General features: G+C 50.2%; 23 protein-coding genes and 2 tRNA genes. 16 read left to right on the top strand and 9 right to left on the bottom strand.

Annotation, left to right across the window (positions count from 1 at the left end):
* Positions 1 to 109: 109 nt before the first annotated feature.
* The gene (locus QXT02_RS05555; RefSeq protein ID WP_342812424.1) at positions 110 to 367 is read right to left on the bottom strand and encodes a DNA-directed RNA polymerase; all 258 of its coding nucleotides are present in this window, start codon (positions 365 to 367) and stop codon (positions 110 to 112) included.
* A 286-nt stretch (positions 368 to 653) separates the two neighbouring features.
* Between QXT02_RS05555 and QXT02_RS05550 the strand changes: the two genes are divergently transcribed.
* Genes QXT02_RS05550 through QXT02_RS05535 form a run of 4 tightly spaced genes read left to right on the top strand, consistent with a single transcriptional unit; the run spans position 654 to position 4,523 of the window.
* Positions 654 to 2,912, top strand: coding sequence for a chromosome segregation SMC family protein (locus QXT02_RS05550; RefSeq protein WP_342812422.1), 2,259 nt, complete (start codon positions 654 to 656; stop codon positions 2,910 to 2,912).
* Positions 2,913 to 2,916: 4 nt separating this feature from the next.
* Positions 2,917 to 3,582, top strand: coding sequence for a ScpA family protein (locus QXT02_RS05545; RefSeq protein WP_342812421.1), 666 nt, complete (start codon positions 2,917 to 2,919; stop codon positions 3,580 to 3,582).
* Positions 3,572 to 4,081 carry an SMC-Scp complex subunit ScpB gene (scpB, locus tag QXT02_RS05540; protein WP_342812420.1) on the top strand — a complete coding sequence of 170 codons (510 nt, stop codon included), beginning with the start codon at positions 3,572 to 3,574 and terminating at the stop codon, positions 4,079 to 4,081. Before QXT02_RS05545 ends, scpB begins: the two co-directional genes overlap by 11 nt.
* A gap of 43 nt (positions 4,082 to 4,124) precedes the next feature.
* The gene (locus QXT02_RS05535) at positions 4,125 to 4,523 is read left to right on the top strand and encodes a 30S ribosomal protein S8e (RefSeq protein ID WP_342812419.1); all 399 of its coding nucleotides are present in this window, start codon (positions 4,125 to 4,127) and stop codon (positions 4,521 to 4,523) included.
* Positions 4,524 to 4,543: 20 nt separating this feature from the next.
* On the opposite strand, the gene engB is transcribed toward QXT02_RS05535, so the two are convergent.
* A complete protein-coding gene (engB, locus tag QXT02_RS05530; protein WP_342812418.1) occupies positions 4,544 to 5,140 on the bottom strand; it encodes a GTP-binding protein EngB in 597 nt (198 codons plus the stop codon).
* A gap of 88 nt (positions 5,141 to 5,228) precedes the next feature.
* Here engB and QXT02_RS05525 point away from each other — a divergent pair, with 88 nt between their 5' ends.
* Complete coding sequence (locus tag QXT02_RS05525; protein WP_342812417.1) at positions 5,229 to 6,620, top strand: amidohydrolase; 1,392 nt, start codon at positions 5,229 to 5,231, stop codon at positions 6,618 to 6,620.
* 28 nt (positions 6,621 to 6,648) lie between these two features.
* Here the strand turns inward: QXT02_RS05525 and QXT02_RS05520 are convergent, their stop codons facing one another.
* The gene (locus QXT02_RS05520; RefSeq protein WP_342812416.1) at positions 6,649 to 6,936 is read right to left on the bottom strand and encodes a MoaD/ThiS family protein; all 288 of its coding nucleotides are present in this window, start codon (positions 6,934 to 6,936) and stop codon (positions 6,649 to 6,651) included.
* Positions 6,937 to 7,099: 163 nt separating this feature from the next.
* Between QXT02_RS05520 and QXT02_RS05515 the strand changes: the two genes are divergently transcribed.
* The 8 genes from QXT02_RS05515 (at position 7,100) to amrS (ending at position 17,209) form a co-directional block, all read left to right on the top strand.
* Positions 7,100 to 8,287, top strand: coding sequence for an argininosuccinate synthase (locus QXT02_RS05515; RefSeq protein ID WP_342812415.1), 1,188 nt, complete (start codon positions 7,100 to 7,102; stop codon positions 8,285 to 8,287).
* Between the two features lie 47 nt (positions 8,288 to 8,334).
* Complete coding sequence (gene argH, locus QXT02_RS05510; RefSeq protein WP_342812414.1) at positions 8,335 to 9,828, top strand: argininosuccinate lyase; 1,494 nt, start codon at positions 8,335 to 8,337, stop codon at positions 9,826 to 9,828.
* Complete coding sequence (gene argC, locus QXT02_RS05505; RefSeq protein WP_342812413.1) at positions 9,825 to 10,853, top strand: N-acetyl-gamma-glutamyl-phosphate reductase; 1,029 nt, start codon at positions 9,825 to 9,827, stop codon at positions 10,851 to 10,853. Before argH ends, argC begins: the two co-directional genes overlap by 4 nt.
* A gap of 58 nt (positions 10,854 to 10,911) precedes the next feature.
* Positions 10,912 to 12,312 carry an acetate--CoA ligase family protein gene (locus tag QXT02_RS05500; protein WP_342812412.1) on the top strand — a complete coding sequence of 467 codons (1,401 nt, stop codon included), beginning with the start codon at positions 10,912 to 10,914 and terminating at the stop codon, positions 12,310 to 12,312.
* A 48-nt stretch (positions 12,313 to 12,360) separates the two neighbouring features.
* Entirely contained in the window at positions 12,361 to 13,593 is a 1,233-nt protein-coding gene (gene argJ / locus QXT02_RS05495) for a bifunctional ornithine acetyltransferase/N-acetylglutamate synthase (RefSeq protein WP_342812411.1), read from the top strand.
* Positions 13,594 to 13,689: 96 nt separating this feature from the next.
* On the top strand, positions 13,690 to 14,760 hold the full coding sequence (locus tag QXT02_RS05490) for an alanine--glyoxylate aminotransferase family protein (RefSeq protein ID WP_342812410.1): 1,071 nt from the start codon (positions 13,690 to 13,692) through the stop codon (positions 14,758 to 14,760).
* Between the two features lie 337 nt (positions 14,761 to 15,097).
* The gene (locus QXT02_RS05485) at positions 15,098 to 16,021 is read left to right on the top strand and encodes a branched-chain amino acid transaminase (RefSeq protein ID WP_342812409.1); all 924 of its coding nucleotides are present in this window, start codon (positions 15,098 to 15,100) and stop codon (positions 16,019 to 16,021) included.
* Between the two features lie 144 nt (positions 16,022 to 16,165).
* Complete coding sequence (amrS, locus tag QXT02_RS05480; protein WP_342812408.1) at positions 16,166 to 17,209, top strand: AmmeMemoRadiSam system radical SAM enzyme; 1,044 nt, start codon at positions 16,166 to 16,168, stop codon at positions 17,207 to 17,209.
* Positions 17,210 to 17,219: 10 nt separating this feature from the next.
* On the opposite strand, the gene QXT02_RS05475 is transcribed toward amrS, so the two are convergent.
* Positions 17,220 to 18,242, bottom strand: coding sequence for an ornithine carbamoyltransferase (locus QXT02_RS05475; RefSeq protein ID WP_342812407.1), 1,023 nt, complete (start codon positions 18,240 to 18,242; stop codon positions 17,220 to 17,222).
* Between the two features lie 199 nt (positions 18,243 to 18,441).
* On the opposite strand from QXT02_RS05475, the gene QXT02_RS05470 reads away from it, so the two are divergent.
* A complete protein-coding gene (locus tag QXT02_RS05470; protein WP_342812406.1) occupies positions 18,442 to 19,734 on the top strand; it encodes a tRNA (N(6)-L-threonylcarbamoyladenosine(37)-C(2))-methylthiotransferase in 1,293 nt (430 codons plus the stop codon).
* 48 nt (positions 19,735 to 19,782) lie between these two features.
* On the opposite strand, the gene QXT02_RS05465 is transcribed toward QXT02_RS05470, so the two are convergent.
* From QXT02_RS05465 to QXT02_RS05450, 4 genes are all read right to left on the bottom strand, one after another.
* Positions 19,783 to 20,760, bottom strand: a complete 978-nt coding sequence (locus tag QXT02_RS05465) for an alpha/beta hydrolase family protein (protein ID WP_342812405.1) — start codon at positions 20,758 to 20,760, stop codon at positions 19,783 to 19,785.
* Entirely contained in the window at positions 20,714 to 21,118 is a 405-nt protein-coding gene (locus QXT02_RS05460) for a DUF3887 domain-containing protein (RefSeq protein ID WP_342812404.1), read from the bottom strand. Before QXT02_RS05460 ends, QXT02_RS05465 begins: the two co-directional genes overlap by 47 nt.
* 112 nt (positions 21,119 to 21,230) lie before the next feature.
* Positions 21,231 to 21,319: transfer RNA gene (locus QXT02_RS05455), tRNA-Arg, on the bottom strand.
* 35 nt (positions 21,320 to 21,354) lie between these two features.
* A tRNA-Arg gene (locus tag QXT02_RS05450) sits at positions 21,355 to 21,463 on the bottom strand.
* A gap of 47 nt (positions 21,464 to 21,510) precedes the next feature.
* Between QXT02_RS05450 and QXT02_RS05445 the strand changes: the two genes are divergently transcribed.
* Complete coding sequence (locus tag QXT02_RS05445) at positions 21,511 to 22,791, top strand: 2,3-bisphosphoglycerate-independent phosphoglycerate mutase (RefSeq protein WP_342812403.1); 1,281 nt, start codon at positions 21,511 to 21,513, stop codon at positions 22,789 to 22,791.
* Positions 22,792 to 22,840: 49 nt separating this feature from the next.
* Positions 22,841 to 23,068, top strand: a complete 228-nt coding sequence (locus QXT02_RS05440; RefSeq protein ID WP_342812401.1) for a NifU family protein — start codon at positions 22,841 to 22,843, stop codon at positions 23,066 to 23,068.
* Here the strand turns inward: QXT02_RS05440 and mtnA are convergent.
* Positions 23,058 to 24,077, bottom strand: coding sequence for an S-methyl-5-thioribose-1-phosphate isomerase (mtnA, locus tag QXT02_RS05435; RefSeq protein WP_342812470.1), 1,020 nt, complete (start codon positions 24,075 to 24,077; stop codon positions 23,058 to 23,060). The two genes, QXT02_RS05440 and mtnA, sit on opposite strands and share 11 nt — an antisense overlap.
* Positions 24,078 to 24,093 lie beyond the last annotated feature (16 nt).

Here is a 24,093-nt window from a genome sequence, read left to right as displayed (position 1 = left end):
ACTACCCATCTCAATGTTTTAAAAATATTTTGCTCTGCACTAGAGGGGTCAAAAAAGCCTTTTCAAAAATATCTGAAACCTGCCATCAAAAACGAAAATGCAGCCTGCGTTACTCGTACATCTCCTCCTCATACTCCGGAGGTTCGATTTCGTACTCATTTAATATCGGTCGCTTCTTAGTTTTCTTTTCCTCGATAATAGCCACTTCTCGTGCCTCTTTGCCCTTCTCGCTGATCTTATAAGAGGAGAGTTTCTTGACCTTGCCTTTGTAACCACATCTGGGGCAGGTCAATCTCTTACAGCGCCCCACCTTGGCCGGAACAAGAACAGTACCACACTTAGGACAGAACTCCATTACTATCGCCAACTTATTCGAGCATTTAGACCTCGAGAGGTTTATAAATCTATCGTTGTTGGATTTTGGAAGAAGTATCACACCTAGGCTAACTTTGAACTTGAAAAAAATAAAAAAGATTTAAAAGGCTTTCTTTTTATTTTTGGGTAGTTAAATGGCTAATTTTGGCTTATTTTCTCTTTAAAATCGATTTTATTTATGAAAACGTAAATTTTTTAACCCTCTATGGCGATAATAAACTGGCTTTTGGAGGCGGGCTTAAGAGGGGGTAGCGTGAACAACCCCCAAGGGAGATGTAGTGCCGTACATAAGCAAAATTGAGCTGAGAGGCTTCAAATCATTTGGAAACACTAAAGTCACCATCCCGCTATCAAAGGGACTGACGGCCATTGTCGGCCCAAATGGGATGGGAAAAAGCAACATCATTGATGCTTTGTGTTTCGTCTTAGGCTGGATGAGCGCTAAAACCATGCGGGCAGAGAGATTCTCAGACCTGCTCTTTAACGGAGGCAACGGAAGCCGACCTGCCTCCTTCGCCGAAGTTTCTCTGCATTTCGACAACAGCGATGGCGGCCTACACATAAACTCAAAGGAGGTTGTAATCACGAGACAGTTGCACCGCGACGGTAGGTGCACCTATAGGATAAATAAGCGCCGGGCAACGAGAGAGGAGATCATTGACCTGCTGGCGCCTAAGATGACCTGTCCCGGCGGATACAACTTTGTGATGCAGGGGGAAGTCAACAGATTTTTCAACATGGACCCAATTGAGCGAAGAAAGATAATCGATGATCTGGCGGGCGTGGCGGAATATGATGAAAAGAAACAAAAATCACTGAACGAGCTTCAAAAGGTCGAGGCCAACCTGAACAACGTCGGCGCCGTCCTGACTGAAATATCCACCCAGATGGAGAACCTGCGCGAACAAATGGAAACTGCAATTCACTTTAAACAACTAAAACGTGAGCGGGAACAGATTCAAGGCGCTCTTTTAATGATTAAAAAGGAAAAATGTTCGGAAAAGATTGCGCAGTTGGAGACAAAAATATCAAAGTTCACAGATGAAATCGAAGAACTCAAAAAAAGATACCAGAAAACACTCGAAGTAAAGGACAAGTTGAACGTGAAAATAGATGTGATTTCTAGATCTATTGATGAAAAAAGAGCCTCCGATGTGCTGGTAGAGGCTGAAAGGTCCAGGACCGAAATCAACACCCTGAGCGACATCTTAAAAAGAACGCTGGATCGAAAATCCGCACTTGATCGAGATATAGAATCGCTCGACGCCAAAATCAAAAAAATGAGCGATTCGAAGACAACCGATGGCGAAACTTTGGAGTCCACATTTTCCAAATTTAATGAAGTGCGCAATAAATTCTCGGAGCTATACCGCTCGCTCGTTAAATGTGAATCCTTGAGTTCTGCCAAAAATATCCTGAAACAGATCAATGAAGTGCTGAACGAGATTTCCGTAATCGTGGCAAGGATCTCAGACAAAATTGACCCACAAAAAATCAAACAGATGGACTCGGCAAGAGCTGAGGAGAGAATGCTGCGCGAAGAACTGGCTGGTCTGCAGCGCGCGCGCGACGAGTTGACCAAGCAGATAATGGAACTCAACGCAAAAATACACGAGGTGCAGATTAAGTTGAAGAATGCTGACTCTCAAGAAAAGGAAATTAGAAAATCAATTGAATCGCTTACAAACGGTAGAAATCTCTTGCGACAGAAATTGGAGTCGATATCCAAGCGAGAAAGGGAGCTGGAGACAAAGATCAGAGTTATAGAAGGTGACCTGCAAAGGCTTCAAATTCAACGAGAAGCCCTGAGCAATGAATTAAAAGAGATAAACACGAACCTGAAGAAGATAGGTGAAGTGAATTTACCCAAAAATATTGACGCAGAAGACTTGGAAAAACGAGCCCAGGAAATAGAGGCTGAGCTGGGGCCGCTCAGCGAAAGGGTGAATCTTCGAGCCATCCAAGACTTCAGAGAATCTGAGCGCAGATACAACGAAGAAAAAACAAAATACGACAAGCTGATGGCAGAAAAACAATCACTGCTGAAGTTTATGGCGGAAATTGATGAGAAAAAGAAACACGTTTTTATGAAGACTTTCAACGAAATTTCCAAACAATTTACCCAAATCTTTAAGGAACTCTCACCCAACGGCGATGCCATGTTGAAGCTGGAGAACGAACAATCACCATTTGAAGGGGGGCTTGAAATAATCGCTAGACCAGAGGGATCGGGGGCCGCCTATATCGGCTCATTATCCGGAGGCCAGAAGGCCCTGACGGCGCTCTCCTTCATATTTGCCCTGCAGCGCTATCGTCCGACCACCTTTTATGTGCTCGATGAAATAGACGCACATTTGGACCCGAAAAATAGGATCAGGGTGGCCGAGATGCTGCAACAGTTCTCAAAGGACTCCCAGATTGTGGTGATAACCTTACATGACTCAATAATGTCCGTAGCCGATAGGCTCTTCGGAGTTACAAAGGAAAACGGCATTTCCAAGATTTACTCCGTCGAACTCTCCGGAGTCGGGAGCTGAGAAGATGACAATTTTCACAGACCAACCCATACAGACGCTCCTCGAACTGGTCCAACAGCACAAGTTGGACCCTTGGGACATCGACATTGAAAAGCTGACCTACCTTTACATCCAACGCGTGCGAGAAATAGTCGAAATTGACCTAAGAGCTTCAGGGCGTGTGCTGCTCGCCTCATCGGTGTTGTTGAGGATAAAGTCCGACCATGTGCTCAACGGTCACGCCAAAAAAACTGATGGTGAAGAAATCGAGGAAATGCTCGATCTGGACTTGCCTGATTTGGGCCAGATAAATATCATCCAGTCTACACCACGAAAGATAACCCTGGAAGATCTCCTTGGCGCGCTCAAGGAGGCCCTATCGGAAGTGCCTGAAAAGAAGCCAGTAATCAGTAAAAAAATCGAGAAACTCACGCACACCGTTGATGAGTATGAAATCAACATACTCAAACACATGGCAATTCTACACAAGAGGATTCTAGAACTGATGGAATCGGGAAAGAGCCTGACCTTTAGCGAACTTATTGAGGAAAAGACTAGGATTGCCATTGCCAGGATGTTGCTTCTCCTGCTTTACCTCTGCGCCGAAGGCAAGATAACTCTGGAACAGCCGGAGATGTTTGGAGAAATCTACATCTCAATTCCGAAGCAGGGTGCCAAGAATGGGAATTAAGCAGGATCGGGCGATAATTGAAGCCGCACTTTATGCCGCTGACCGTCCGCTCACGCTAGCGGAGATGAAAAAATTAATCGGCACTTCTTCGGAAACATACATCAGAAAAATAATTGAGGATTTAAAAAAGGATTACAACAAAAGAGGCGGGCCACTTTGCATGGCGGAAACCGGCAAGGACACTTACACTCTCCGCCTCAATGAAGAATACATACCAAAGCTTGAGGGAGTTATCCCGAAAATTAGGCTCACACGTGGCGCGATAAAGACCCTGGCCATGATTGCTTACAACCAAAACATATCTCAGGCTAAGCTGGCGGAGTGCCGCGGCAACCGTGTCTATGACCAAATTAGGCAGCTGATCAGTCTGGGTTTCGTTGAATCAAGGCCATACGGCAGGACCCGTATGCTGCGAACCACCAAGAAGTTTGCCAGCTATTTCGGATTTGAAGATGACATGGATAAAATCCGAGAGGAAATTCAAAATCGGCTGAGATAATTTTCTTTATATATGGTGAAGACATAACTCCTCTGGTGTTACCATGGCGAGATGGCAAGGAAGATCCCTGAAGAAACCCAGCGGCGGGAGAATCTGGCCGAGCCGCCATAAGCGCAAGCGGGAGATGGGCAGCGAGTTTCTCGAGCCAAAAATAGGGCCTAAAAAGACCATAAAGATACGCACCTTTGGCGGCGGGGAAAAGAAGAAGCTGCTTTACACCGATGTTGCCAACGTGGTTGACCCTAAAACAGGAAAGGCGCAGAAGGCCAAGATTATCACCGTGGTTCAGAACCCGGCCGACATGCACTTCGTCCGGAGAAATATCTTGACCCGTGGCGCAATCATCGAAACCGAGCTGGGCAAGGCAAAAATCACCAACCGTCCGGGACAGGCGGGCACCGTCGAAGCAGTACTTATTGAACCTAAAGGCGAAGGAAATTAAAATCGATTAAGATAGAAGTTTCATTTCAGCCAGCCCAGATAGCGTCCTAGACCTAAAGCATGAATCCTTCGTTTTATTATCTTTTTCAGTTCTGGAATTCCCTCCCCTGTCTTCGCCGAAACTGGGGCCAAAACGTCGACCCACTGACGCCATGGTGGCGGCAAACCCAACTTGTCACAGATATCATCCAATACCACGTCGCGATATGTGTTAGGAATTAAATCTATTTTATTGATAACGACTATTGGGCTGAGATTTAACTCATTCAAGAAAGAAAACATTTCCACATCGACCGGAATCTGGCCCCTCTTTTGCCACCTTTCTGCTATCTCGGAAAAAGAACGGGCATCCACAACCTCCATCGCAAGAACTATCTCCTTACGATTGTTTTCTAGGTAACGCACTATCTCCGTTTTAATTTTTTCTTGAAGAAATCTCGGTACCCTGCTCATGAAGCCAAACCCGGGCATATCAACAATATCCATTTTCCCCACTTGGTAGCGAGTTATCCTGCGGGTGACACCAGGCCGCTTGCCCACGACGACTTTCTTGCCAGTTAGCTGTCTGATGATGCTGGATTTTCCGACGTTAGATCTACCCACCAGGACTATCTCCAATTGAACCCCTTACAAGAGTAGCTGGCTGAAGTTGTTTAACGTTTTGGAAAAGCTAAAGAAGTAAAAGAGTATTACATGATTGAGTCTGATGGCGGACATTATTCTCAAAAATGCGACGGTGATCACCATGAATCACCGACGCGAGATAATCCAAGATGGAGCTGTTGTTGTTGAAGGAAACAAGATAGTCGAAGTTGAAAAAACAAAAAAGGTAAAGACATTACACCGAGCTGATGTTGAGATCGATTGCAGCGGAAAACTGGTGCTCCCGGGGTTGATTGATTGCCATGTCCATTTAGCGCAAGCGCTGATCCGCGGCTGCGCCGACGACCTAGCCTTAATCCCTTGGCTGCGCGAGCGGGTGCTACCGCTCCAAGGAGCATATACTCCGAAAGAGGGTGAGCTAAGCGCCAAGCTCTGTTGCCTCGAAATGATTAAATCGGGTACCACAACCTTTGTAGAAAGTCTGCTCCACTGGAGGTATGGATTCAACGAGATCGCTAAAACCGTCGAGAAAATTGGCATTCGGGCCGTTCTATCCAAGTCATTAATGAACATCTCCGGCTACGCCGACCAGAAGGATGCCATCCCTAGCGGAATGATAGAAGACGGCGAAACCACCATCAGACAAACTATTGAGATGATTAGACGCTGGCACGGAAAAGCTAACAACAGAATTCATGTTTGGTTCGGCGCTCGAACACCTGGAGCCTGCACTGTAGATTTTTACCGTGAAATCTCTGAAAAGGCCAGAAAATATAAAACCGGAATCACGATTCATCTCGGTGAGGTAAAAAGAGACATCGAATATCTGCGGCGGGAGTTCGGAATGACTCCCATGGAATTCATGCAGCACTGTGGAATCGTTGGACCTAATGTTATATATGCCCACGGCGTCTGGATCCCCCCAGATGATTTCAAAATTCTGCAAAAAACCGGAAGTACTGTGTGCCACTGTCCGGCAAGCAACCTGAAGCTGGCCTCAGGGTTCGCCCCGATTCCCGAGATGCTGAACTCAGGAATTAACGTGGCGCTCGGTTGCGACGGCGGACCTAGTAACAACTGCTACGACATGATAAGAGAGATGAAGCTGGCTGCCCTCATCCACAAGGCAAGGCTCCTAGACCCTGAGGTGCTTCCCGCCGAAACTGTACTGGAGATGGCCACCCTAAACGGGGCTAAGGCGACGCTCTGGAGGAATAAAATAGGATCCATCGAACGGGGAAAAGTTGCGGACCTAATTGTGGTTGACTTGCGAAAACCACACTTAGTGCCAGTGCGAAACCCTGTCTCCAATCTAGTCTACGCGGCGAACGGCAGCGATGTCGATACCGCAATCATTGATGGAAAAATCGTCATGGAAAATCGTAGCGTAATGGGTTTAGACGAGGAAGAAGTGATCCAAAAGGCCATGGATGCGGGACTAGCTGTTGACAAACGTCTGGGTTTAAACGTCAGATCAAGATGGCCGTTGAAATGAGCGGTTACTTGTGAAGTCGGGAAAAAAATCAAGAGGACTCCGGTTCACTCTGGGCAATTAAAACTTCGTCCTTGTGCTTCAACTTGGTGTAAATGCCGCGGAGGTGCCGGATGCGCCTGCCATTAATGAGTATTTCGTAGCTTCCCTTGGCCTCCCCGGTGGTGGGGTCCAGCACCAGCTCAACTAGCTTAGGATGTCTGCGGCCGAGCTTCATCAACAAAGTATCTACTGTTTCGTCTTCGTCGATCGGTATCTTTATCGTGTCGGTTCCTGCACGCTTGCGGAGCTCATCACTCAATCTGACGACAACTTCCATTTCATCACGATTTTTGTGATTTAGTGTTTACCTGCATTATTCTGAACCCGGCCAGTTTTTAACAATTATAACACTAATGAAGGTCTCTAAAAGGCTTTTTGGTGCGGTTAAAAGGCGGCCAAACAGTTTAAATTCTGGAAATGTGAGAAAGTGGTTGATTAATATGGCTGAGAAAGTCGTGCTCGCGTTCTCCGGCGGACTGGACACCAGCTTTTGCACGGTGTACCTCAGGGAGGAGAAAAATTTTGACGTCATCACCGCGACCATAGATACTGGTGGGTTGAGCAACGAGGAGCTGGAGTACATTGAGAACCGCTCTAGGGAGCTGGGGGCAGTTAAACATTACTTTGTCGATGCGAAAAGGGAAATCTTCGATGAAATAATCTCTTACATCATAAAGGCTAACGCGCTCTATCAGGGGGTCTACCCCCTTATGTGCTCTGACCGTTACGTCATCGGAAAACACATCGTTGAAATCGCTAAAAAAGAAAACGCAAAAGCGGTGGCTCACGGTTGCACGGGTGCGGGCAATGACCAAGTCAGGATTGATGTAACTGTCAACAGTTTAGCGCCGGATCTTAAGATATTCGCCCCTACCAGGGAACTCGGCATGCGCAGGGAACAGGAAATAGAATATCTGGAGAGAAGAGGCTTCAAGGTAAAAAGCGAGACCAAAAAATACACGATAAATGAAAACATCTTTGGGAGGACCATCTCTGGATCTGAAATAGATGAGAACAAGGCACCGAACGAGGAAGCTTGGGTCTTAACTAAGATAACTAAGAGGGAGCCGGAATCGGTGAAAATCAACTTCGAAAAGGGTGTGCCCACCGCGGTAAATGGAAAGCAAATGTATGGTGTGGATCTGCTCCACAAACTAAATCAGATCGCCGGCGCCCATGGCTACGGCCGGGGGCTGTACATAGAAGATGAAACGTTCGGGATCAAGGGTTATCAGGCCTTTGAGGCGCCTGGTTTGCTGCTGCTGATAGAAGCCCACAGGTCGCTGGAAAATCTGGTTTTAACCCACCATCAGCTTAACCTCAAAAACCAGCTGGGCAATGTCTACGCGGACCTCTCCTTCAGGGGGCTATTCTATGAGCCCGTGATGAGAGATATCGAAAAGTTCATCGATTCCACCCAAGAAGTCGTCAGCGGGGAGGTCACCATGAGGCTGCAAGAAATGTCCGTTATGCAGGAAAGCGTCACGTCACCGTACTCCCTGATAAACGAGAAGATAGCTCGCTATGCACAGGCGGCAGGCTGGAAGGGCTCGGAAGCCGAGGCGTTTATCAAGATCTATGGGTTGCAGCAACGGATTGCTTGGTCCAGAAAAAAACCTGATATTTGAAACACCCGGTCTGTGTAAATCACTTATAACAGGGCAAACTAATAGAAATGGGTGTCGGGTTGTTACGGCGGGGACGTTTTGCGCGGCCTATGGACCCTACCGCTAGCGAATACATTTCATCGATGAAGGATGACTTAACAATTTTTCATCCCGTCGTTCAGATCAACATCGCCCACACCATCATGTTGACTGAGCAGGGAATCATTTCTGAGAAAGAAGCCGCGACAATCTTGGAGGCGCTACATAGTCTCCACCGTGGTGGGATTTCCAAGCTTGACCTGAGGCCCGAGTTGGAGGACATCCACATGGCGGTGGAGGAATTCGTGATAAAGGAAATTGGGGAAGAAATCGGTGGAAAGCTGCACACTGCGAAAAGCAGGAACGATCAGGTTTCCGCGGCGATCAGGCTCGCCCTCCGCAAGAAGCTGCTTGACCTAGGTGATCAGCTGTTGAAACTGGTAAATACCTTGCTGGTCCAAGCGGAGAAAAACATTGAAACCGTTATGCCAGGATACACCCACCTCCAGACGGCTGAACCGACCACCTTCGCTCACTACCTCCTCTCATACTGCGCGGCCTTCCTCAGGGACATCGAAAGGATTGAAAATGCCTATGAAATGACCAATTCCTCTCCCATGGGGGCCTGCGCTTTCGCTGGCACTAGCTTTCCCATCGACCGGGCGAGAGTTGCGCGCCTGCTGGGTTTCAAAAAAGTTGATGAGAATACCATGGATGCCGTCGGATCCCGTGACTTTGCCCTACAATCAATTGGCGCCGCTGCCATCGCCATGACCAACCTCAGCCGGTTGGCGGAGGAAATCATCCTTTGGTCGTCTGCGGAGTTTTCTTTGATAAATGTTCCAGATGAGTTCTCCTCGACCAGCAGCATCATGCCTCAGAAAAAAAATCCTGTTATCGCTGAGCTGGCCCGGGCCAAGGCGGCGAGGGTAATGGGCAACTTGGCTGGAGCCCTCGCTCTGGTGAAGGCTTTACCTCAAGCTTACAACCTTGACCTCCAAGAGCTAACACCTTTGCTCTGGAACTCAATCGACGAAACCATCAGCAGCTTTGAGGTAATGGAAAAGCTGATTGCGGCTTTAAAGCCCAGACGGGAGGAAATGCTGAAGCAGGCTGAGCGAGGGTTTTCAGCGGCCACAGAACTTGCGGCCACCCTAGTTCGGGAGGCCGGGCTATCATTCAGGGAAGCCCATTCGATTGTGGGGCGGATGATTTCCACCGCGGTTGAAAACAATCGAACCGCGGCTGATCTCACCGTGGATGACCTGAAAAAAGCCTCGCATGAAATCATTGGTAGGGAGATAACCATGGCTCAGGAAAAAATGAAAAAGGCCCTAGATGCTAGGAACTGTGTTTACTCAAGAAACATCATCGGCGCACCCGGCCCAAAAGCACTGAAACAACAGCTGACTGCTTTAAAAACTAAACTCAGAAAACACCACAAACTGCTGTGGACATGGAGGCGGGCTGTGACCAGATCTGAGGAAAATCTGATCAAGGAGGCCGAGAGGAGATTTAAATGACCGTCAACGTGGCCATAATTGGAGCATCGGGATACACAGGTGCCGAACTCCTCAGGTTGCTGGCCTGCCACCCCAAGATCAACCTTGTTGGAGCCTATGGCATGAAAAATACTGGAAAAAAGGTAAGTGAGATACACCCCCACCTACGCGACATCATTGACCTAACGATTGAAGAGCCTAACTGTGAAAAAATTGTCAAAAAAGCGGATGTGGTCTTCACCGCCACGCCGCACGGTGTGGCCATGAAGCTTGTCCCGGGACTGTTGAGGGAAAATACCAAGGTGATCGACCTGAGCGCCGACTACCGCTTTGATGACGTGAAGATATTTGAAAAATATTATGTGAAACACGAAAGTCCAGAGCTAAAAGGGGTTTATGGCCTTCCGGAACTATATCGAAAAGAAATAAAACTGGCCCGACTGGTGGCCAACCCTGGCTGCTTTCCAACCGCGGCTTTGCTCGGCCTAGCGCCTCTGGTGAAGAAAAAATTGATTGATCTAGAACATATAATTATAGACGCTAAGACGGGCACCTCAGGAGCTGGCGCTATCCCCACCGAATCCACTCATCACCCGGTGGCGGGAGCCAATGTCGCGGCCTACAAAGCAACCACCCACCGCCACGCGCCGGAGATAGATCAGGAACTGAGCAAGCTGGCCGGCCAGGAGGTCAAGGCCCACTTCACGCCGCACCTCCTCCCCCTCATCAGAGGCATCCTTTCCACTGCCCATGTCTTCCTCAAAAAACCGATGACAAATTCCGAGCTACTGGAAATTTATCGAGAATTCTACAGAGATGAGCCCTTCGTGCGAGTAAGGGAAGAGCTACCCCAGGTTAACTACGTGGTGGGGTCCAACTATTGTGATATCGGTTTAGAAAACGAGGCGGACGGAAACCGCGCCGTCATCGTCACTGTAATCGATAACCTAGTCAAAGGTGCGTCCGGGCAGGCCATCCAGAACATGAACATTATGCTGGGTTTTGAGGAGACGGATGGCCTGCGCGGCCCTGCCCTGCGACCCTAAGGGATATCCTTAAAATCTCGATGGTGCGTCTTTCTACAGTGAAATGCGGGTGAAGACGATGGTAGAAGCTCTCGAAGAACCTGGGTCGATATCCCCCTTTTTCAATCCCAAATCGGTCGCGGTAATCGGAGCCAGCTCAAAACAGAAAAAGATCGGCTATGTGATCGCGAAAAATTTCATCGAGAGTTTTACCGCAAAACTTTTCTTGATCAACCCCAACGCCCAGGAAATCCTCTCCCACAAATGCTATCCTGACATCAGCTCAGTTCCTGAAAACGTGGATTTAGCCGTCATCGCCGTTCCAGCCAAATCGGTGAAAGAGGTGCTGGAGGAGTGCGGTAAAAAAGGAGTTAAGGCCGCTGTAGTGATCTCCAGCGGCTTTAGGGAAAGCGGAAAAGAAGGTGCCGGGATGGAAGAGGAGCTGGTCAGAATCTCCAGAAAATATCACCTCAGAATAATGGGCCCCAACTGCATGGGCGTCTTCAGTTCCACATCGATGGTCGATACCCTTTTCATACCGCGCTACCGGCTGAAAAGGCCGCCGCAGGGTAAGATCGCCTTCATCTCCCAGAGCGGCGCCTCGGGAATTGCCTTTCTGGACTGGGCAGCTGGTGAGAGGATAGGCATCAGCAAGTTTGCCAGTTATGGTAACGCGGCGGATATCGACGAAGCGGACCTTTTGGAATTTCTGGCTAGGGACGAGGAAACCAAGGTCATCGCCATGTACCTTGAGGGCGTAAAGGAGGGTAGAAAGTTCGCCAAGATAGCCCGGGAGGTGACCAAAGAGAAGCCGGTAATTGTTTTGAAAAGTGGGATCACTGAATCGGGAGCTAAGGCAGCGCTCTCGCACACGGGGTCGCTCTCCGGCACTGATGAAATATTTAACGCCGTGGTAAAACAAACAGGTATGATTAGGGTATATGATTGGGAGGAAATGTTCGATATCGCCAGGGCCCTCGCCTACCAGCCCGCCGCCCGAGGCAACAGGGTGGCAGTTATAACCAACGGTGGTGGTGCCGGGGTCATGATTGCTGATGAACTGGAAAAGCACGGCATGACGATTGCAAAGCTAAGTGAGAAAACCGTCGCCGAGCTTGAGATGAATTTTCCACCTCACGTCACCCTTCACAACCCGATGGACCTAGGTGGAGACGCGGACAATGAGAGATTTCGAGAAGCTCTAGGCGCCGTGATCGATGACGACTCGGTGGATTCTCTAATCTTGACTTGTATCCCCCACACGCCGACTATCGACCTTGAGTCCTTCGTTGACATGGTCGTTGATACTAAGGGTAAAAACGACAAACCTTTGGTCGTCTGCCTCCCTGGAGGTAGGGTCTCCCTCGAGATTCGGGAACTCTTTGAGGAAAATGGCATTCCGACCTACCCCACGCCAGCCAGAGCGGCTCTATCGCTCTCAGCTTTAGTGAGGTACGGAGGTCTGAAAAACAGCGGCTGAGCCATAAAGAAGTTAAGGGAGAAATGTTTTCTTTTCATTGGTGGCGTCATGACTACGGTTCTTGAGGGCGGCATTACTGAAGTTCCTGGATTTCTGGCGGCAGGCGTTAGAGCCGGAATAAAGCGGCGGGGACTTGATATCATGCTGATAGCCAGCGAGGATGGTCCGGTCACTGCTGCAGGGGCCTTCACCACCAATCGGGTTAAAGGGGCGCCGGTGATCGTTACCTCCAAGAATATTCAAAGGGGAAAGCTCGGGGCCATCGTGGCCAATTCCGGCATTTCCAATGTATTCACCGGGGAGAGAGGGCTTCGCGATGCCCGCCGGATGGCCCAGCTGACGGCACGGCTACTCAAGCTGCGACCTTATCACATCGGAGTGGCCTCAACGGGGCTGATCGGTGCCTATCTGCCCATGCGCAAGGTGGAGGCTGGGATCCGCGCGGCCGTGAAGGAGCTTTCCAACTCGAGGGAGGCCAGCCTCAACGCGGCAAAGGCCATCATGACAACCGACACCACTCCAAAAGAAATCGCAGTCCAAGTAGAGCTCGAAGACGGCACGCCGGTAAAAATTGGGGGTATTGCCAAAGGAGCCGGGATGATCGCTCCCAAGTTGAAAACTGCCACGATGCTTGCCTTCATCGCTACTGATGTCTCGATAACGCTGGACGCGCTGAGGGCGGCGCTCCAGTCGGCGGTTGACGATAGCTTCAACATGCTCAGCATTGATGGAGACATGAGCACCAGCGACACCGTGATCGTGATGGCGAACGGGCGGGCCAAAAATCGCCGCATCACCTTAGAGAGAAAGGACAAGGAGTTCTGGGAAGGTCTCAAATTTGTCCTTACTGAGCTGGCTTGGATGATTGCAAAGGATGGAGAAGGAGCCACTCATCTGATCGAGGTGATGATCAAGAACGCCAAGAACTTGGACGACGCAAGAAGGGCTGCCAGAGCTGTCGTTGGCTCCAACTTGGTTAAAGCCGCCGTCTTCGGCAAAGACCCGAACTGGGGCCGCATCGCCTCAGCTTTGGGCTACTCCGGGGCAATATTTAATCCCTCGAAGATCAGCATCGAACTTGTTAGCGAAAGGGGTCGGGTGGACCTTGTTGCCAGGGGAAAGCCCTGCAGAAAAAGAGCTTTAGAGAGAGCGAGAGACATTCTGCGAAGCCGCGAGATAGAGATTCACGTGGACTTGGCCATGGGGAAGGCCTGTGCCACCGCCTGGGGATGCGACCTGACCTACGACTATGTCCGGATCAACTCAAAATATACCACCTAACCTGTTCCGCCGATAGCCCAAGCAAACTAATCTTCTGAAAACCTGATACCGAAAGTTATAAGTGAAACTGATGACTTCATTATGCGAGGGATTATTGTGAAACTGTTCACGGTCGGTCCGGTTGCCTGCAGGCCAGAAGTCCTCGCTGAGATGGGGCGACAAATGTTCAGCCACCGTAGCGAGGAGTATCGGGAACTACACCGGCAAACGGTTGAGAGATTACAGAAATTTCTAGAGACAAAAAATCAGGTCTTCCTGTTTCCGAGCTCGGGCTCAGGTGTGATGGAAGGTACCGTGAGAAACTGTGTTGACAAAAAAATGCTCTGCTGCATCAACGGGGAATTCGGCAAGCGCTACGCAGAGGTCGGAGTATCCAACGGAAGGGAGGTCGAACGACTGGAAACTGAGCTGGGCAGTGCGACCACTCCAGAGCAGCTCGAGGAAAAACTTTCTCAGTGCCCCGACGTTGAGGCAGTGACGATCACATACAACGAAACCAGCACCGGCGTGATAAATCCTCTGCCAGAGCTGGCCAAAGTGGTCAAGGAACAAGGCAAGCTGCTTTTCGTTGACGCGGTGAGCGCAATGGGCGGTGTTGAGATCAAGGTTGACGAGTGGGGAATTGACGTCTGCTTCGCCAGCTCACAGAAGTGCTTCGGCGTGCCGCCCGGCCTGGCGGTGGGCAGCGTAAGTGAAGAGGCGCTCGAAAAATCAGAAAAGGCGAAAAACAAGGGCTGGTACTTTGACTTCAAACTTTATGAGGAATATCAGGAGGACTGGGGCACCCACATGACGCCCCCGGTGCCACAGATTGCCGCGCTCAACAAGGAGCTGGAGATCATTGAGAAGGAGGGCGGCAAGGCCAAGCGACTGGAGCTCTACCAGAGGCGCAGCCGGATGATAAAGGAGGGGGTGGAAGCCCTCGGCCTCTCCCTTTTCCCCAAGACGGACTGCCAAAGTCCCACCGTTTCCTGCGTCCGTGCGCCGAAATCGATGAGCGGCCTTGAGGTCTACAAACGGATGAGACAGAAGGGATTTGAACTCGCTAAAGGTTACGGCTCACTCAAGGACAGCACCTTCAGGATCGGCAACATGGGATACATCCCTATGGAGGACATCGAGGAGATGCTTCAGGCCCTCTCAGAAGTGATTAAACAGCAATTTTAAAAAACCTGACAGAAAATTTACTACTCTGCTACATTGAATTGGGCGTAAATCAAACCGAGAACTTTTTCCGCGGTCTTTGCCCAGATGCTGTATCACTTACCGCCACGATCCATAAACGAGTAGGTTCTTGTATCCTAGTTTTTCAGCGATTGCCTAAGAACCACCTCATAAGCGCCATTCTGTCCCTGCCAATCGCTGGCCATAAACGGGTGAAATAATTTTGCATTAAATTAAGTTATCCAACAGCAGGCCTGACAAAATCCCCAACGAAAGCGATCTCAAGTAAAATTTTTGGATATTATTATAAGAAGCAAATGTAATTTTGTTTTTGGATCAGATGTCGCTCACACCAACGAAATACATTTGGATGAATGGTAAGTTGGTTCCTTGGGCTAAGGCCCAAATCCATGTTTTGACGCACACCCTCCACTATGGGATGGGGGTCTTTGAGGGAATAAGGTGTTACCGGACTGAAAAGGGGCCGGCGGTCTTCAGGCTTAAGGATCACATGCTCAGGCTGGAAAATTCCGCCAGGCTGGTCGGGATGAAACTCCCCTATTCCTTGCAGAAGCTAGTCCAAGCCACTAAGGAAACAGTAAAGGCCAACCGCATCCAAGAGTGCTACATCCGACCCATCGCCTTTTACGGCTATGGGGTCATGGGGCTGAACCCGGAGGGATCCAAAGTTGACGTGGCAATAGCGGTCTGGCCCTGGGGGACATACCTTGGTGAGGAAGGGCTCAGAAACGGTGTTCGGGCCAAAATTTCAAGGTGGCGCAGGATCCACCCGAACATCATGCCGCCGCAGGCCAAGGTGGTGGCCAACTATGCCAACTCGATACTGGCCAAGGTGGACGCCCTAGAATCAGGCTATGATGAGGCGATCCTGCTCAACCTTGACGGGAAAATAGCCGAGGGGCCGGGAGAAAACGTCTTCATCGTGAGAGATGGTAAACTCATCACTCCACCTATTTCATCAGGAGCCCTTGCTGGGATTACCAGGGATTCTGTGATCAAGATAGCTCGCGACGAGGGAATCGACTTCGAGGAGAAGGACCTCACGCCGGAGGAACTCTACTCCGCGGACGAAGCCTTCTTCACCGGGACGGCTGCCGAGGTCACCCCCATCAGAGAGGTAGACGGGCATAAAATAGGAGACGGAAAAAGGGGGCCGCTCACGGAAAAGCTACAGCACATCTACTTCAACACCGTGCGGGGAAGGGAACTTAAGTACAAGTCATGGTTGGATTACGTTAAGTGAGCGATAAAAACACTTATAAGCGGCTTTTAAGGCATTTATTTGTTATATTTATAACAACTAAACCATACGAACTGCTTTTAAAATCTTATATTAATTCAATTAATTTTCTCACTGTTTAATTAAAAAAAATGTAAGTTAAAAATGATGAACGAGATTCTGAAACCAAGCCGCCCTTGGATTAGAGATGCCATGCTCTATGAAAAAATGGACGATCGGGTAAAATGTGAGCTATGCGAAAGACGCTGCCTAATCCAGCCTGACAAAACCGGTTTCTGTCGAACTAGGTTTAACGTCGGGGGAAATCTTTACACGCTGGTTTATGGGAATCTCTCCTCAATATCTGCGAACCCGATCGAGAAGAAACCCTTCTACCACTTCTGGCCAGGGAGCGTTGCCCTGACCTGCGGCAGCTGGAGCTGCAATTTCGAATGCCCGTGGTGTCAGAACTGGCACATCTCAAAATCACCACCAGAATTAAAGAAGGCAAACTACATTAGCCCCGAAAATTTCGTGAAACAAACGATAGAGTGGCACTGCCATGGAACATCCATCTCGTTTAACGAACCTTCTTTAATGTTTGAATACTCCTTGGACGTTTTTAGGCTAGCCCGCACAAGGGGTCTCTACAACACCTTTGTTACCAACGGTTACATGACTAGAAAAGCGCTTTATATGCTCCGTGAGGCGGGACTGGACGCGATCAACATTGATATCAAGGGGGATACCGAAGTGGTGCGGAGATACTGCGGAGCCAACGTTGAATTGGTCTGGAGAAACGTGCGAGAAGCGAAGAAGCTCGGAATTCACCTAGAAGTGGTTAACCTGGTAATTCCCGGTGTAAACGACCGAGAAGAGCAACTTCGGGAGCTGGCCAAGCGTCACTACTGTGAGGCTGGGCAGGACACACCGCTCCATTTCACCGCCTACTACCCCGCCTACAAATTCAACGCGCTGCCCACGCCTGTTTCAACCCTTGAGCGAGCTCACGACATTGCCGTCTCTGAAGGGCTCGATTTCGTTTACATCGGCAACGTTCCGGGACATAAATATGAAAACACCTACTGTCCCGGCTGTGGGGAGCTGCTCATCAAACGCTTTGGACTGGAGCTGCTGGAATCTAAATTAAAGGAGAAAAAATGCCCGAAATGCAGGCGTGAAATCCCAATCGTGGGCAAAATAATAACTTAATCCTTTCAGCTCACAGAGGTACTTCCTTGGCCATCGTCAACGCCAGCGTGGCCATCTTGGCGTAGAAGTTGTCGTCGGCCTGCTCGTAGATCACCGAGTTCGGACCATCCATGACGGCGTCGGTGGCCTCCTCCCCCCGCATCACCGGCAGAACGTGTGTCACGATCGCCGGCTTGTCCATCAGGTCGTCCACATGCCTCTGATCCAGCATCCAGTTCCGGTACCTATTGTAGATAGCGATCTCCTTATCTACACCGAACTTGCTCGCACCTACCCTGAGGAACTCCGCCGTCCCCCAGCTCCGCGGAAAGACAACGTTGGCGCCCTTGAGTCCTTCCTCAAAGTCATGACAGATCTCAAAGCTGCCGCCACTTTCCTTCGCGTTCTGCTTGGCCCATTCAACTATTTTAGGATCTATTTCAAAGCCCTCGGGATGGGAAAGCGTGACATCCATGCCGAACCTCGTGGCAATCAGCACCTCCTCCTGAATGCTGCACCTGCCACGCGGCTTGCTGGAGTAGGCCCAAGTGATGGTGTACTTTTTACCCTGCAGCTTGCCCAATTTCTCCTCGATCGTCATTATGTCCCCAAGACCCTGCGTCGGGTGAAAGGTGCAGTCGGCCATATTGATCACCGGTACCTTGGCGGCTCGGGCGAACTCACGGACTACCTTCAGCCCGGCACCGTAGACGAAATCGATGTACTTATCCAGAATTCTGACGCCGATACCATCCGCATATGAATCATACATCTTCGCGGCGTCCTTTACCGCTTCTTCCATCCTGGTCGTGGAAACGTCGATGAAAGCCGGATGCCCGCCCAGTATCGCAGTGGCGGCCTCGAAGGCTCCCCGCGTTCTTGTCGAGGGGGCGTAGAACAGCATGAAAAAGTTCTTGCGGTCCAGAACTCTGGGCGGCCTGTCGCCACGCTTGACAATCGCTCTCAACTTTCTCGCCACGTCGATAGCATGCCTAAGTTCCTCAACGCTCCACTCCTGGGTGGTGATGAAATCTTTCCCATAGAGATCAACCATTAGAACACCATCCTTCATTGGTGAAGCTTCATTTTATACCTTACGCGCTAATATTACCCATCAGAAGGCTGTAGGTTGGTGGAAATCAAAAAATCTCGAAATCCTAAAATTCATTGGAGCACCGACTTCTGTAATTCAAACGCATTCGGGAAACAGTTATGTAAAACTGCAAAAACCTAAAATTTTCATTGGTGTGATAATGCCTAAGGTCTACCTCGTCGTCCACGGCTGCAGCTCAAACTTGGCGGACTATGAAATTGCCGCCGGGTTATTGACCCAAGCTGGTTTTGAGCTGGTGGACAACTCCGAAAAGTCAGACCTTAATGTAATTTTTACCTGCATAGTTAAATTTCGAACTTTCAACCGAATGCTCCATATGATCAAACAAATGACCAATTTAAAGAAACCCTTAATCGTCGCCGGCTGCATGACAAAGACGGAAAGAAGGTTGATAGAAAAGTTGAATCCAGATGCCTCGTTAGTAGCCCCTGACTCTGTTGAAAAAATAGTTGAAGCGGCCGGTTCAGCTCTGGAAGGAAAGAAAGTTGTCTTCCTAGAGGACCAAAACAAACCCAAACTCAACTTACCGCGACGACGAATAAATCCGGTGATCGGCATTGTACCCATTGCCCGCGGCTGCCTGCAAAAATGCAGCTACTGCCACGAGCCCTACCGGGGTAAGCTCTTCAGCTATCCTCTGAAGGAGATAGTTAGCGAGGTTAAAAGGGCTGTGGCTGAGGGCTGTAAGGAGATCTGGCTCACTAGTCTAGACAACGGTTGCTATGGCCTAGACGGCGGGACAAATTTGGCGGAATTGTTGAATGCAGTATGTGGGGTCGAAGGCAAATTTTTCGTTCGTGTAGGTATGATTAATCCCTTGCATGCAAAGAACATGCTGAAAGAGCTAATCGAAGCATACCGAAACCCGAAAATTTTCAAGTTCATCCATCTGCCGCTGCAAGCGGGATCGGATAAAATACTCAGACTAATGGAACGCGGTTACCAAGTAAAAGATTTTGTGGAAATCGTGGAAGAATTCAGGGAAAAATTGCCTGAGCTGACACTGGCGACCGACGTCATAACCGGATTTCCTGAGGAGAGCGACTCTGATTTCAAACGAACTTTGGAGCTGATCAGGAGAATAAAGCCCGAGGTCACCAATGTGTCGAAGTTCGGTGCTCGGCCCTGGGTTAAGGCTTCTGGGTATGAACAGCTTCCGGGAGACGTCATCAAAGAAAGGTCTAAAGAACTATTCAATCTTTGCAAAACGATCTGGCTGGAAAAAAATAAAAAATGGATCGGATGGGAAGGTGAATGTCTGATCGACGAAAAGGGCAGAAAAGAAAACACTTGGATTGGGAGGAATTTCGCCTACAAACCGATCGTGGTTCACTCAACAGAAAATTTACTGGGAAAATTCCTGAAAGTCAAAGTCGTTGGGGCAGCGCACACTTATTTACTCGGGACGGTTATCCAAGAGTTTGACGGTTAAAAGTGAAATCTACCGGTGGGCAGGAAAAAACATTATTTTAAGCGGTTCTTAATGCGACTTCACCCATTCCGCGATATCCTCAACTACAGTTTGATCCATGTTGCCGGCAAGCTGATACTCGGCAGGACTGGGCACGCCACGACCTGAAATGAAAAGATGGTTGAGATTATCATAGAGTTTAAAAGTCACTGACTCTCGATCGCTTAAACATTCTTTCCACTGGTTAAAGTCATCCAGGGTGACTTGATAGTCCCGTCCCCCCTGCAGGATCAACATGGGTAGGCTAAGCTCTCTTGCGGTCCTCAGGGGATCGTATGTCATCAGGTCTTCCCAGTAGGCCCTCGACGCGCCCAACACAACCTCTCCGCTGGCGATGTCGAGCTCTTTAATCTTTCTGACTATGTTTTCTGTTTCTTTTATCTGCTTGGCCTCCGCATCGTCTATTTTTCCATCCAAGGAGGCAAGATAATGAACTTGCTCCAGAATCAGGTCCGCAAGATTCCTAGCGTTGGCGGCTAAGAGGATCAGCCCGGACAGCTTACCATCTCGAACGCCTATCCTGGGCGCAAGCATTCCTCCCAAGCTATGTCCAAGAACAAAAATCCTTTCTTGGTCAATTCTTTTATCTCTGCGAAGTGCTTCGACCGCCGCCAAGGCATCGGCAATCGTCTCATCCTCAACGGTAAAGCTTTCAATCATCTCAGCGCATTTGATTGGATATTGTTTGGTCCTCTTCTCGTACCGAAGCACCGCAATTCCTTTAGTGGCCAAGCCCCAAGCCAAATCCTTGAAGGGCTTGTTGGGACCAATGGTTTCATCCCTGTCGTGAGGCCCAGAACCATGTACGAGAACCACGGCGGGAAAAGGACCATTTCCCTTAGGTACCGTCAAGGTGGCCGGCAGCGCCCAACCCTCAGCACCAACGAGGATTTCTTCTTCAATGAACGACTCCGGATGGGCATATGCTGGAGGGGTGTAGCTAGCCTTTGGGAAAAAACCAAAGTCCAGCAATCTTTGACGCTCCATCGAAAACCACTTTCACATCAAGTGAAGCTCTCTCAAACTCCGTGGTAACGTATACTACCTCATACCCGGCTTCAGTTGCGGCTCTCGTTCCAGTAATGCCCTTGTATGCCCCGACCTCACCGATCACACCATTCCATATGGCCTCAAGCTGTCCCACCGTTATGGCTGCAGCCATCTGCTCATTGAAGAGCCCGTATGCTTCATTGAATCTCCACTCTTTAAGAAGAACGACGAAATCTCTGGCCCGTGTTTCCAAATCCACACCCCAGGAGCCGGTGAAATAGAAAACATATACCGCGCTAGCGATGATTATTACTGCAACTATGACAACTACAACCCAGATTTTGCCTTTTTCCATCTTACTCACCCACACCCTCTTGTTTTGCTGTGCTATATAGCGTTTTGATTCTGTTGCTCATATCACAATTGATTTTCTAAAATTTGTTGAGACTTTTCTGAATCAAACGATACGGGCCGGACGGGATTCGAACCCGTGCTGCAGGCTCTCCCCCCTTGGAGCCCGGAGGCCCGCGTCCTATCCAAGCTAGACTACCGGCCCATTGCTATCTCTCACTAGAAAAATAAGAATTGAAGTGGCGGGCCCGGTGGGATTCGAACCCACGACCTACAGGTTTCCTCCCATAAGCCCGAAGCCCTGCGGGTGCTTCCACTTGCCGCGCCATCCAGGCTGCGCCACGGGCCCCACACTACTTTTTTACTACCAAATTAGTATGTATGTTGGTTGAGTGAATGAAGACCCTTTTGATCATCTGCGACGGGATGGCCGACCGCTCCATCCCCGCGCTGGCCCACAAGACTCCTCTGGAGATCGCCAAGAAGCCCAACATGGACTGGCTGGCCAAGCGCGGCATCAGCGGGATAATGGACACCATCGCTCCTGGAACAACGCCAGGAAGCGACACGGCTCATCTAGCGCTACTGGGCTACGATCCCTACGAAACCTACACGGGAAGAGGTCCATTTGAGGCGGCTGGCGCTGGTATTGACCTGCATCCGGGAGACATCGCCTTCAGGGTCAACTACGCCACCGTGGACAAAAACATGATCATCACCGACAGAAGGGCAGGAAGAATTCAGGATACCAAGGCCCTAGCCGAGGCGGTGCAGAAAATAAAGCTTAAGGGAGCCGAGTTCATCTTCAGGAGCACCGTGGCTCATAGGGCAACCCTTGTGCTCAGGGGAAAAGGACTCACGCACGAGGTCTCCGACTCCGACCCCCATGAGGAGGGCAAAAGACCGTTGAAGGTTGAACCCTTTTTACAGTCACAGGAAGAGGTTGTCCCCGCATATCCGATCATCGCCGGTGGTGTCAGAAAATATGTGATGCGCCGGAGGTGGGCGGCTAAAACGGCAAAGCTATTGAACGAATTCTCGCAAAAAGCCCACGAGGTCTTGAAGAAGCACCCGATTAACCTCGAACGCGTCAAGAACGGTCTGCCGCCGGCCAATTACCTCCTCATCCGCGGTGGTGGTGTGGTTCCACACCTGAAACCTTTTCAGGAGAGGTTCAGGATCAATGGGGCCTGCGTGGCTGCAGCGGCACTGGTTAAGGGAGTCTGCAAGCTGGCCGGGATGACCGTGGTCGATGTCCCTGGAGCAACGGGAAGCGTCAACACCGACCTCAACGCCAAGGCTAAGGCTGTGCTTAATCTAATAAACAACCACGACTTCGTCATCTTGCATGTAAAAGGGGCTGATGAAGCCAGCCACGATGGAAACATCAAGGCCAAGATAGAAATCATCGAGCGAGTGGATACTATCATTAACCAGTTCATCGACGCCTTTGACTTCATCGTCATCACCGCCGACCACACCACACCAATCAGCGCCAAAAACCACACCGCCGACCCGGTTCCTGTGGTCATCTCTGGCCCGGGAGTGCGCACTGACGATGTTAAAACTTTTAGCGAAAGGGCGGCCGCAAAAGGGGGACTGGGTAGAATCCGCGGCAAGGACCTCATCCCGATCATCGTCGACCTGATGGGCAAGAGTCCCAAGTTTGGGGCCTGAAGAAACAACAGGCTTAAACGGTGGCTGCCTCAATCTTAAGTGTGATCCAATGAAGAAGGAAGTTGAAGCCGCGATTGAAAAGATCAGGCCAGCTTTGCAGGCCGATGGAGGCGACGTTGAGCTCGTCGACGTGACCGATGATGGGATAGTCAAGGTCAGGCTGGTCGGGGCCTGCGCCGGCTGCCCGATGTCGACGATGACGCTCGCCTTCGGCATCGAAAGAGAGCTGAAAAAACAGATACCCGGCGTGAAAAAGGTCGTGGCGGTTAGCTTTTAAACAGTTTTGAGAGCTCGCCCGGTTTGACGACTCCTTTTTCAGTGATGAACGCCGTGATGTAGCGGGCAGGAGTGACGTCAAAAGCGGGGTTAAAAACTTTCACACCTTTGGGTACGATCCTTACTCCGCGGAAGAAGATCACTTCCTCAGGACGCCTCTCCTCGATCGGTATTTCGGCTCCCGTCTTTACCTTCGGGTCCACCGTGCTCGTGGGTGCCGCGATGTAAAACGGTATCCTGTGCTCCTTGGCCAGCACCGCAATCGAGTAGGTCCCGATCTTGTTGGCGGCGTCGCCGTTGGCGGCGATTCTATCGGCACCGACGACTACCTTATCAACCATCTCTTTAGCCATTAGATATCCCACCATTCCATCTGTGACCACCCTGACCGGAATTCCTTCGCGACTCAGCTCCCAAGCCGTTAACCTCGCCCCCTGCAAGAGCGGCCTGGTCTCAGTTGCGATGACCTCGATCTTCTTGCCGGCGCTTCGTGCCGCACGAATCACGCCTAAAGCGGTCCCATAATCAACCGTCGCCAGCGAGCCCGCATTGCAGTGGGTCAGGACGACATCGCCGTCTTCCAGAAGCGCCGCCCCGTTCTCACCTATCTTCCTGTTGACCTTGACGTCCTCCTGGGCGATGGCTCTTGCCTCGCGGACCACGGCTTCGCGGACCCCATCAATATCGACCGCCGACCTTGCGGCGCTGAGGACTCGCTCCAGCCCCACGAAGAGGTTGACCGCGGTCGGCCTGGTCCTTCTTATCCTTCCGCCCGCGCGCTCCAGCTCCCGCATTAGCTGCTCCTTGGTCCTGGCCCTGCTCCGGAGAGCCGTGATAGCCAGAGCCATGGCTGCTGCCGCGGCGAGCGCCGGTGCACCCCGAATCTTCATTTCCTCGATGGCCGCAGCCACCTCCTCAGCGCTGTGACATCTTACTCTCACCAGTCTCCACGGCAGCTGTGTCTGATCAACAAGAACAACCTTATCACCGCGAAGTTCAATGGTTCTCAAATTTTCACCACATTTT

This window comes from Hadarchaeum sp. (SeqCode) (assembly GCF_038871235.1).
Lineage (GTDB): Archaea > Hadarchaeota > Hadarchaeia > Hadarchaeales > Hadarchaeaceae > Hadarchaeum.
The sequence above is the reverse complement of the archived record's forward strand: the minus strand, read 5'-3'. Positions and strand labels throughout refer to the sequence as shown.